10 protein-coding genes and 3 tRNA genes are annotated in these 10610 nt (G+C 64.7%); 12 read left to right on the top strand and 1 reads right to left on the bottom strand.

Annotated features, from left to right (window positions below):
* The 11 genes from VFP86_11875 to VFP86_11825 all read left to right on the top strand — a co-directional run.
* Positions 1-606 (top strand): NAD(P)-dependent oxidoreductase (locus VFP86_11875; GenBank protein ID HET9000336.1); only part of this gene is annotated, 606 nt, incomplete at its 5' end.
* Positions 607-625: 19 nt separating this feature from the next.
* Positions 626-1399, top strand: a complete 774-nt coding sequence (locus tag VFP86_11870) for an aldolase/citrate lyase family protein (protein HET9000335.1) — start codon at positions 626-628, stop codon at positions 1397-1399.
* A gap of 47 nt (positions 1400-1446) precedes the next feature.
* Positions 1447-3360 carry an excinuclease ABC subunit UvrC gene (gene uvrC / locus VFP86_11865; protein HET9000334.1) on the top strand — a complete coding sequence of 638 codons (1914 nt, stop codon included), beginning with the start codon at positions 1447-1449 and terminating at the stop codon, positions 3358-3360.
* Between the two features lie 6 nt (positions 3361-3366).
* On the top strand, positions 3367-4557 hold the full coding sequence (folP, locus tag VFP86_11860) for a dihydropteroate synthase (GenBank protein ID HET9000333.1): 1191 nt from the start codon (positions 3367-3369) through the stop codon (positions 4555-4557).
* A gap of 46 nt (positions 4558-4603) precedes the next feature.
* Positions 4604-5167 (top strand): GTP cyclohydrolase I FolE, encoded by a 564-nt coding sequence (gene folE, locus VFP86_11855; protein ID HET9000332.1) that lies wholly within the window; start codon positions 4604-4606, stop codon positions 5165-5167.
* 108 nt (positions 5168-5275) lie between these two features.
* Positions 5276-5350 (top strand) — tRNA-Gly (locus VFP86_11850).
* Positions 5351-5363: 13 nt separating this feature from the next.
* Positions 5364-5438, top strand: a tRNA-Cys gene (locus VFP86_11845).
* A 54-nt stretch (positions 5439-5492) separates the two neighbouring features.
* On the top strand, positions 5493-6119 hold the full coding sequence (locus VFP86_11840) for a cation transporter (protein ID HET9000331.1): 627 nt from the start codon (positions 5493-5495) through the stop codon (positions 6117-6119).
* 74 nt (positions 6120-6193) lie between these two features.
* A tRNA-Leu gene (locus VFP86_11835) sits at positions 6194-6281 on the top strand.
* 328 nt (positions 6282-6609) lie between these two features.
* Positions 6610-7158 (top strand): hypothetical protein, encoded by a 549-nt coding sequence (locus VFP86_11830; GenBank protein ID HET9000330.1) that lies wholly within the window; start codon positions 6610-6612, stop codon positions 7156-7158.
* Positions 7159-7407: 249 nt separating this feature from the next.
* Complete coding sequence (locus tag VFP86_11825; protein ID HET9000329.1) at positions 7408-8469, top strand: hypothetical protein; 1062 nt, start codon at positions 7408-7410, stop codon at positions 8467-8469.
* Between the two features lie 97 nt (positions 8470-8566).
* Here the strand turns inward: VFP86_11825 and VFP86_11820 are convergent, their stop codons facing one another.
* Positions 8567-9616, bottom strand: coding sequence for a beta-propeller fold lactonase family protein (locus tag VFP86_11820; GenBank protein ID HET9000328.1), 1050 nt, complete (start codon positions 9614-9616; stop codon positions 8567-8569).
* A 545-nt stretch (positions 9617-10161) separates the two neighbouring features.
* Here VFP86_11820 and VFP86_11815 point away from each other — a divergent pair.
* Positions 10162-10610: tetratricopeptide repeat protein (locus VFP86_11815; protein HET9000327.1), on the top strand; the 449-nt coding region annotated here is incomplete at its 3' end.

Genomic DNA, 10610 nt, shown 5'->3' with positions numbered 1-10610 from the left:
CTCTTGCCGATGCGGCGCTTCCGGGGACAGACCATGGGGCTCGTGGCATTCGGCCATATTGCCCGTATGGTCGCGGAGCGCGCGAAGGGGTTTGGCTTCCAGCCGGTCGCGTTCGATCCGTACGTGGAGGCCCCGGCGATGGCGAAGTTGGGGGTCGAAAAGGTCAACAGCCTGGAGGCGCTCCTGGCGCGCAGCGATGTCGTGTCGGTGCACACGCCGCTCACCAAAGAGACGGAGGGGCTGATCGGGAGGGCACAGTTTGCGGCGATCAAGCCGGGGGCGATTCTGGTCAATACCTCGCGGGGAAAGGTCGTCGACGAGGAGGCATTGATCGAGGCCCTCCGCTCGGGCCGGCTCGCCGGCGCCGGCCTCGATGTCCTCTGGACCGAGCCGCCGGCCAAAGACAACCCGCTGCTCAAGATGGAGAACATTGTGCTGACTCCGCACTACGCCTCGACCACGATCGAGGCGATCGACGACCTGGCCCAAAAAGTCAGCCGGCAGATTGTGCAGTACCTTCGGGGCGAGTGGCCGACGTATCTGGCGAACCGGACGGTGAAGGATCAAGCCGGGTGCCGCCTCACCGCCGCCCGGGCCGCCCGGTGACGACCGAGAGGAGGGTGGGATGACCAAGAACGGCGCCAAGGCGCGACTTCGCGAGGGGGGAACCGTCGTCGGCACGATGGTCTCGGAGATGCTGACCGAGGAGGTGGCCTACATCCTGGCCGCGGCGGGATTCGACTTCTTCGTGGTGGATACCGAGCACGGCTCCGCGAACACGGAAAGCCTCCAGCGGATCTGCCGGGGCGCGCGTAGCGCCGGAATCGCCCCACTCGTTCGGGTGACGGAGATCACGTACGCCCTCGTCGCCCGCACCCTGGATATCGGCGCGCTGGGCCTCATGGTGCCGCACGTCGAAACGGCGGACGATGCCAGGCAGATCGTGCGCTTCGCAAAGTACCCGCCCGTGGGGGAACGCGGGTTTGGCCTCCGGGCAGGTGCCACCGACTACTCCGGGGCGTCGGTACCGGACGCGATCGCATGGTCCAACGCGGAGACGATGATCATGGCGCAGGTGGAGAGCCGCCGGACCCTCGATCAACTGGATGAGATCGCCGCGGTGCCCGGGATCGATGTCCTCCTGATCGGGCCGACCGACCTGAGCATCTCGCTCGGGGTCCCGGGCCAGATGCTCCATCCGACGATGCAGGAGGCCTACCGTCACGTCGTGGACGTGGCCAAGCGCCGCGGTGTCGCGGCGGGGATCCACCCGTCGGATGTCAAGGTGGTCCAATACGGTCGCGATCTCGGCATGCGGTTGCTGATGTTCGCCAACGATGCCCGCCTGCTGCTCGGCGCAGGCCGCCAGGCGGTGGAGGCGCTCCGCCCTCCCCAGTAGCCGGCGCCCGGTTGGTTCCGAGGCTCCTCCGGTATAATGGAGGAGCGATGACGTCGCCTACCATGCAGAACGACGAGTCCCCGTCGGTCGGGGTGCCTGGGGCGCAGACGCCGGCCGACCTCTCCGAGAAGCTCCGGACGATCCCGGACCAGCCGGGCGTCTACCTCATGAAGGACGGAGCCGGCCGGGTGATCTATGTCGGCAAGGCGACGTCGCTCCGCGCGCGCGTGCGCCAGTACTTCCAGGCCGGCCACTCGGACAGCCCGAGAATTCTCCACCTGGTCTCGAAGATCCGAGACCTGGAGACCGTGGTGTGCGCCAATGAGGTCGAGGCGCTCATCCTGGAAGCCACCCTCATCAAGCGCCACCATCCCTGGTACAACGTCCGCATGGCGGACGACAAAGCCTATCCGTACCTGAAGCTCACCAACGACCCGTTTCCGAAGATCGTGATGACTCGGAAAGTCGCCCGCGACGGGGGGAAGTACTTTGGCCCGTACCCATACCACGAGCCCAAGCTGGTGGGCCGGACGATCCGATTGATCCGCCGGCTGTTCAAGCTGCGGACCTGCAACCTGGAGATCAGCGGCGATCTCCCCCGGCCGTGCCTCGATTACTACATCGGGCAGTGCAGCGCGCCGTGTGTGGCCTGGGGGGCCAGCCGGGAGCAGTATGCCGAGCAGGTCCGGCAGGCGGGAGCGTTCCTGGAGGGCAAGCAAGACGATCTGCTCCAGGAACTGCGGAGGGAGATGCAGGCGGCGGCGGACGCGATGAACTTCGAGCGTGCGGCGCAGGTGCGGGATCAGATCCGGGGCCTGGAAGCCCTGGGCGAGAAGCAGCGCATCATCTCGTCGGGGGGGGAAGATCGGGACGTGCTCGCGCTTGCCCAAGACGGCGATTTGGGGTGCGTGCAGATCTTCTTCGTGCGGGGCGGCCGGGTCAGCGGGCAGGAGCACTTCATGCTCCGGGGAACGCGCGGAGCGTCCCCCGCGGAATCGCTCGGCGCGTTCCTATCCCAGTACTACGAGACGGCGACGATCGTGCCGCCGCAGATTCTCCTGCCGGAGCCGGTGCCCGACCAAGCGGTGATCGAGCGGTGGTTGACGGAGCGGCGCGGCGGCCGCGTGGAGGTGACCATCCCCCAACGCGGCGATCGTGTCCGCCTCGTCTCCTTGGCCCGCGAGAACGCGGCGCTCAACCTCGCGCAGGAGCGCGCGCGTTCGGGCGAGGCGGAGGGCCCTGGGGTCCGGGATCTGCAGTCCCTGCTGCACCTCGAGGCTCCCCCGGTTCGGATCGAGTGCTACGACATCAGCAACTTCCAGGGTGGGGAGTCCGTCGCGTCGATGGTGGTGGCCGAGGGCGGGCGGGTGAAGAAGCGCGACTACCGGCGATTCCGTATGAAGTACACGGAAGGTCCTGACGACACCGCGATGATGCAGGAAGTCCTGCGCCGGCGGTTCGCGCAGGCGCAGAAAGAGCAGGAGCGGTTGGACCGCGACGAGCCGATTCCGGTGAAGTGGGCGGCCCTGCCGGACCTGATCGTGCTCGACGGCGGGCGAGGCCAGCTCAACGCCGCGCAGGAGGTTCTGTTCGAATACAATCTTGCGATCCCAGCGGTCGCCCTGGCGAAACAGCAGGAGTTGGTGTACGTTAAAGGCCTGGCCGAGCCGAGGATCCTCCCCCGCGAGTCGCCGGCGCTCCAATTGCTGCAGCGGCTCCGCGACGAGGCGCACAGGTTCGCGAACACCTATCATCAGAAACTGCGGGAACGGCGGATCGTCTTCTCCGCGCTCGACGAGATCTCCGGGGTTGGAGAGCGGAGAAAACGAGCGTTGATCAGACACTTTGGATCGGTGCGAAACATTCGAACCGCGCGCCTGGAAGAGATCGCCGCGGTGGATGGGATCGGACCGAAGGTCGCCGAGCGGATATACCGCTACCTCCAGGACCACCCCGCGTAGCGCATCATGGCGTCGTCGCGGCCCACCGTCGATCCACAGGGCTCGGAGTCCGGGCATCCGCCCGCCGCCCTTTCCGGCCGGGTGATCCGGTGGCCGGCGCCGCCCGGGGCCGGCGGGGAAGGTGTCTACGCCGTCAAGGTCAGCGGCCTGCCGCAGAACCAGATGGCGGAGGTGGCGGACGCATCTGCCCGCCTTGGGTTGCGGGCCTCATTGGGCGATGGGGACATCGTCATCGAGGGACCGCGGTCACGCTTCGCCGCGGTGGCCTCGCCCGCGCACGATGCGCTCGCCGCCGCGGTCCGCGCGCTCGACCGGTTCCGAAACCCTCCGCGCGTCCTGCGCGCGGGTGCGCGAACACTCGACCTCCGCCGTCCCCTCGTCGTGGGGATCCTTAATGCCACCCCCGACTCGTTCTACGATCGAGGTCGGTACTTCGACCGGGAGGCGGCGATCCACAGGGCGGAGGAGATGGCCGCCGAGGGAGCCGATCTGATCGAGGTTGGAGGGGAAACCGCGCGCCCCGGTCCCCGGGTGGACCCGGACGAAGAGAGCCGCCGCGTCGTGCCGTTGGTCGAGGTCCTGGCCGCCCGCATACCTGTTCCCGTGAGCGTCGATACCTACACTCCTGAGGTCGCCCGCAGCGCCGTCGATGCCGGCGCCGTGCTCATCAACGACATCAGCGGTCTTGCTGATATCCGGATGGCCGAGATCGCCGCGGCCTCCGGGGCGGCTCTGGTGATCATGCACATTCAGGGGCGTCCAAAGGTCCGCCAGCTCGACCCCCAGTACCGTTCGGTCGTGGATGATGTCTATGCATTCTTAGAATTGCGGACCGCCGCAGCCGAAACCGCCGGGGTGCCGCGCGCGCAAGTGGTGATCGACCCAGGGTTCAGCTTTGGAAAGGCCCCGCACCACGATGTGGAGGTCCTGCGCAGGCTTGGGGAGTTCCGCAGCTTGGGCTACCCGATCTATCTGGCCACCTCGCGGAAGAACTACATCCGCGACCTGATGGGGCTCCCATTTGAGGAACTGCTGGAAGGCACGGCGGCCGCGGTCGCCTACGGCGTAGCGCAGGGGGCCAACCTGGTCAGGACGCACGACGTGAAGTTCATGGCCCGATTGGTTCGGATGATGCAGGCTATTTTGCACGCCGGCGCGATCGAACCGGCAGGGGTGGACGGACGTGGTCAAGCATAATACCCGAGTCAACGGAGCAGGCCGGACACGCAGCGTCAGAGCGGGCGTGGACAAGGAGGCGATCCAACAGGCGGTCCGGATGATCCTGCGCGCGATCGGCGAGTCACCCGAGCGGGAAGGGTTGGTCGCGACGCCGCGGCGCATCGCCGACATGTACGAGGAGTTGTTCAGCGGGCTGCATGAGGATCCGGCAGCGCTCCTCGCCACCGGGTTCGAAGAAAAGCACAAGGAGATGGTGATCGTCAAGGACATCCCCTTCGCGTCGATGTGTGAACATCATCTCATCCCATTCCGGGGTGTGGCGCACGTGGGCTACATCCCTCAGGGGCGGATCGTCGGAATCAGCAAGATCGCCCGCGTCGTGGAGACACTGGCGCGGCGGCCGCAGGTCCAGGAGCGCCTGACCTCGCAGATTGCCGATCTGCTCATGGAGGGCCTGCGCGCGCGCGGAGCGGCGGTTGTGATTGACGCGGAGCACCTCTGTATGACTATCCGGGGCGTGAAGAAACCCGGGAGCCGCGTTGTGACCTCGGCCACTCGAGGAATCTTCCGCGAGAACCCCAGTACCCGGGCCGAATTCCTCTCGCTCGTGAAGCAGTCCGGAGCATAAGACGCCCACGGTGCGGGCCTCCACTCGCAGGGCCCCGCAGGCGCCCCGCTTTGACAGTGCTAGAGCCTTTGTTATAATGTCCACAGCATCGATCGTGTACAGCAGTGTGCGGGAGTAGCTCAGAGGTAGAGCGTCTCCTTGCCAAGGAGAAGGTCGTGGGTTCAAGTCCCATCTCCCGCTCCATCCCGAAACTCGAGGCGACGTAGCCAAGCGGCAAGGCAGGGGTCTGCAAAACCCCCATCCGGCGGTTCGAATCCGCCCGTCGCCTCCATCACCCCCGCCGCGGCAGATGCCGCTTCTTCGTTTTTGAGCGCCCGCGCCTGCGATGCCCGTTGACGCGGCCAGGGCCGCGGACGTTCGTGCCGGCGTGCGCGTGGAACTCTTTAGCCTCGTCTGGATGGTGGTCGAGGCCGCCGTATCGATCGGCGCCGGGGTTCTGGCGCACAGCGTCCTGCTTACCGCGTTTGGAATCGATAGCGTCATCGAGTTCGCCACCGGCGCCATCGTGCTCTGGAGGCTCCTGGTGGAGGCAAGGGGTGCGGACGTCGAGCGCGTGGAGCGCGCCGAGCATCGCGCGTCCTGGGTGACCGGAATCGCCCTCGCGCTGTTGTGTGTGTATGTGTTCGTCACGGCGGTGATCGATCTCGCGACGGGGAGTGCACCGGAGAGTTCTCTCGTGGGCATCGTGATGGCGGTGGCGGCGCTCATCGTGATGCCCTGGCTGGCGTACACGAAACGGCGCATCGCCGCACGACTCGGCAGCGCGTCGTTGCGGGGTGACGCCGCCAGCTCGCTCACGTGCGGATACATGGCCGGAACCGTCCTCCTCGGACTGGGATTGCACGCGACGTTGCACGTGGGATGGGTAGAAGACGTGGCTGCGCTGGCGTTTCTCTACTGGCTGGTTCAAGAAACCCGCGAGACGCTCGAGGAGGCTCGTGAGACCGTGTGACCCTCTCCCCGTGCGGATGCCGCGCGGGGGCGTGTTTGAACTGCCTCGCAAACCTGTGTACTATGGCGTGGGATGGGCGAGTGTCGGAACCGGCAGACGAGGCGGACTTAAAATCCGCTGGGATGACATCCCGTGTGGGTTCAAATCCCTCCTCGCCCACCAAGTAGGACAAGGCTCACAGCGTGATCAACCCGACCATACGTCCCGCCCTGACCCACGGATTAGCAGCGGCCATCCGAGGCAAAAGCCTTCCTGTTCAGAGCGGCGTACGCGCTCCCCTTCGCCTTTGCGACGATCGCGGCCCCGCTGCTGGTCTTTCTGGGTCCGGCATACCTGACCCTGTTCGGGGAGCACGCCGACCTCTTCCACACCTTCGACGCCGGTCAGGCCTGGCCGTGGCTCTGGTGGTTACTCATCCTCGCCACACTCGTCCTGGTCTTTGTCGCTTTGCTCCTCTACGCGTCCAGGGTCTTTGCAAAGGAGGCCGCGCTTGAAAACCTTCCTCTGGCGGCACATTGACCGCATCCTGATTGCCGCCGGTTTCGTTCTCCTTATGGTCATCCTCGGGGCGACCATCCGCAACCTCACGCGCATGTACGCCGTCGAGGTCCCTGAAGAAGTGCGCCTCCCCGGCGGCTCACTCACGGCCCTCTACACGCTCAACGCCGGCATGAACAAGGCCGCCCTTCTCAACCGGTATGGGGACGCGCTCGTGGAGTTCAGCGGGTGGAATTCCTACGTCACCGTCGACGGCGTGACCGCCGACTTGTGGAGCCATGCCTTCGGCATCGAACTGGATCGGTCGGGGAACCGCGCGTACCTGACCTGGTCCTCGATTCCCCTTCAACAAAGCAACTCCCAGAGCCGCCAGGTCCGCCGGTATCAGATCACCCAGATCGTGAGCCTCAAAGGGGATCAGGCATTCGTAGACTATTACATCATCCCCAACGAGTCCCTTGAGCGGGCGCAACTCACGGTGGGGCTCTTCAAATGGTACTATCAGGATTCACGGCCTCCACCGATCAGTTCAGCTTCCTGAGCTCTGACCTCGATCGCCCGCAAGCCGAAGAGCGCCTGCGTTCCCGCCGATTGACGCACGTGACCGTACTCTCACAGACACCTCCCCAAAGCCAGAGAGACCTCGCGAACGATTTCGGAACGTACAGTCTCGAGCTCTCGTATGCGATTCCACGTCCAAAGCCCTATGAGAGGACACGCCTTGCCGGATTCCGAATCTTGTTGGGAAAGGAGGGGGCTCCTGCGAACCCGTAAACCTTGGGACCACAGGGTGGTATCCTCCCTTCTCAGTGTTATCCTGATAATAGGGTTTCTGATCTCCCTCCCCTCATCCAACCCTCGTGGGGGGGCCACAGGGCCAGTCAAGGTAGAATTCGGCCAGGGTGTGTATCCTGAAGAGCGGTGGGAGCGGGGGAAGCTCCGGCGTTGGATCAGCTCCTCAGGAGAACTACTGCTCATCAATGAGGGTCCTCCAATCACGCTCGACGTCCGGTTTGTGGCGGAGAGTTTCCGAATCCGCAGACTGCTTCGGGCGATCGTGGGCAACACAGTGCTCCTGGAGGCCGCGATTCCGCCCTCGGCACCTTTGTTCGTCTCAATCAAGCGGGTTCCGGTCAAAACGGGCACGACGGTATTGACCCTGGCGCCCGCCGAACCAGCCGATCAAGTCGGCAGGTTCTTGGCAACAAAAGACACCCGCCGGGTTACCGTGGCCATAGGGCCGGTCTCTCTTATTGACAGCACCCTGCCTGACGCCGCCCGCGAAGAAACGGGCGCATTCCCTGACTGGCAAACCCGACTCCCAGTCCTCGCCCCCGCAGAGAACGAGAGTTTCAACCTCTGCCAGCAGGGACGCCTCCTGGAAGCATGGTACGTCCTGCGTCCCGTGATTGCCTCCGGGCATGGACACCCGCTGGCTTACGCTGTCGGAGGCATCACCGCTCTGGCCCTGGACGACTTGGACGGCGCGACCAGCGCTTTTGGCCTTGGAAGTAAAGCGCGAGGGAATGACCTGTACGCAGTGCTCGGCCGACGGGTTTCCGGCATCCTGGGTCCGTACCTCGATAGGTCCGAAATGCTCTTGTCCAGGTCCGCGGATCCCGGGCGAGCCTTCCGACAACGTGGGGAGATCTACCGAGCGGTTTCCCTGTACCAGACGATCTTGGGCCGGGACAGCGCCAATCCACAGGCGACATACTGGTTGGGCTTCCTCGACCTGCTGGGCGTCCACTACCTAGATGCAAGAAGCCTTTTCCGCACCTTCATCGCGACCCGGCCCAACACGGAGGACGCGCGTGTTCTGAAGGATCTCCTGTTCTACGTGCCCCATTAGCCTTGTCGCTTGAGCCACCCGGACCGCGGGACTCCCTCTCGCCGGGCGTCCCGGTACCTGCCCCGCCTCACACAGGGCAGACCCATCCCCGAGAGGGCTACTCCCTGCCCCACCGTGACGGTCGGCGCATCGTCGCCGTTTCAATGACCGACAAGGTGTTGCTGCCCTCGTTTGCAACGTACACGCGCGAGCCGTCGGGCGTCACCGCGATGCCAAAGGGGAACACCCCGACCCCCAGCGTGGCGGTCACCGCGTTCCTCGCCGTCTCGATCACCGAGACCGTGTTGCTATCGTTGTTCGCAACGTACACGCGCGTGCCGTCGGGCGTCACGGCGATGCCAAAGGGGAACACCCCGACTCCCACCGTGGCGGTCACCGCGTTCCTCGCCGTATCAATCACCGACACGGTGTAACTGGCCTGGTTCGCAACGTACACATGCGCTCCGTCCTGCGTCACCGTCACGCCAACAGGACTCCGTCCCACCCTCACCGTGGCGGTCACCGCGTTCCTCGCCGTGTCAATCACGGACACGGTGGTACTTTCGTTGTTCGAAACATACACATGCGTCCCGTCCGGCGTCACCGCCACGCCACCGGGACCGCTCCCCACCTCCACCGTGGCGGTCACCGTGTTCCTCGCCGTGTCAATCACCGACACGGTGTTGCCATCGTTGTTTGCGACGTACACGCGCGCCCCGTCCGGCGTCACCGCCACGCCACCGGGGCCACCCCCCACCCGTACCGCGGCGGTTACCGCGTTCGTTGCCGTATCAATCACCGACACGGTGTCGTCGTATGTGTTCGTGACGTACACGCGCGCCCCGTCCGGCGTCACCGCCACACCGACGGGACCGCTCCCCACTCCCACCGTGGCGGTCACCGTATTTCTCGCCGTGTCAATCACCGACACGGTGTCACTGAAGGGGTTGGCAACGTACGCGCGCGCCCCGTCCGGCGTCACCACCACGCCGACGGGGCCACTTCCCACCCCCACCGTGGCGGTCACCGTGCTCCTCGCGGTGTCAATCACCGGTACGGTGCCGCCGATGAAGTTCGTGACGAATGCAAACGGTGGCGCGCTGGCCCCTTGCGCTGCCGCAAGCACCATCGCCGCCAGCAGGGCTATCGTCAGACGAGACTTCCCCATTTGCTTCCCCCATTCGCATCGCGCTTGAGATCCGATCAGGTCGTTCCAGGCGCGAGGCTGAGCAGTCCTTAGCTCAGGTGCGGTGAAGATCCAATGTACTCTCCGTCTGACCCCATGGATTTATTCTGCCCGACTCTCGTGGAAGGCAGACTGCAGAGGGACTGTTCAGAGACAATCCAGGTAGGACCGAAAGAAGGTACCGGACGTGGCCAGCCGAATCCTCAGTGACCGATATCCTTTATTCGCTTTCGATTGCCAGCGCAAGGTCCCGGCCAAAGAGCAGATTTTGCTTAAGTAGTTCGCGGAGGTGCGTAGAAACCCTCCAGGTCACGCTGGCGTTCTCCAGTCAGATCGGCTGACGTCAAGGAGCACCGTCAAGGAGAATCAACAGGTTCGGGTGATGCTCTGGTGGACCAGTTCAGCGGTGCGGGGAGTCCTATCCGCTTTTTCATCACGATGCGGCCCAATACGGAGGCGCGCTGGCGGACCAGCAATTGGGGGGCCTGCAGAGGGCCCAACGCCGGCTGGACCGCTGCCTTCGGGTCTTGATTCGCAGCGGCGATGGTGCGGCACTGGCTGCGGTGCATTGTTGCTTCGGCTTCGTCAAGCTGGGGGCTGGAGACCCGGGTTCCGCGTTGTGGGCATTTGAGGCCGGGCTGCAGTTCTCAGAATACCTGGGGCAAGACCCGCTGCTTCATACACGGTTGCATCTTGGAATCGGTATCGCTCACAGGAAATTGGGCGATACCCAGGCGGCGCGCGAAGCCCTCGCCCAAGCCTTGGAAATCGCCCATCCCTTTCGTGATCAGCACCACAAGGCATCCTGGCACCTTGAAATCGCGGACGCGATGGTGGGCGCCAATCGGGAATGCCCAGAATGGAAATCCGGTTACCATGAGATGTTAAGGAAAAACGATGTGGAATGTACAAGCAGTGACCATGGCGGTGTTGCTGATCATTTCGGCGTCACCTGCATTTGGGGAAGGGAACGCTA

The organism is bacterium, from assembly GCA_035703895.1.
Classification (GTDB): domain Bacteria; phylum Sysuimicrobiota; class Sysuimicrobiia; order Sysuimicrobiales; family Segetimicrobiaceae; genus Segetimicrobium.
This window is presented reverse-complemented; position numbering and strand designations above follow the sequence as displayed.

Excerpts from the sequence above, each read along its gene's own strand:
- VFP86_11870 (HET9000335.1), top strand. The coding sequence starts at position 626 with ATGACCAAGAACGGCGCCAAGGCGCGACTTCGCGAGGGGGGAACCGTC.
- uvrC (HET9000334.1), top strand. The coding sequence starts at position 1,447 with ATGACGTCGCCTACCATGCAGAACGACGAGTCCCCGTCGGTCGGGGTG.
- folP (HET9000333.1), top strand. The coding sequence starts at position 3,367 with ATGGCGTCGTCGCGGCCCACCGTCGATCCACAGGGCTCGGAGTCCGGG.
- VFP86_11840 (HET9000331.1), top strand. The coding sequence starts at position 5,493 with ATGCCCGTTGACGCGGCCAGGGCCGCGGACGTTCGTGCCGGCGTGCGC.
- VFP86_11820 (HET9000328.1), bottom strand. The coding sequence starts at position 9,616 with ATGGGGAAGTCTCGTCTGACGATAGCCCTGCTGGCGGCGATGGTGCTT.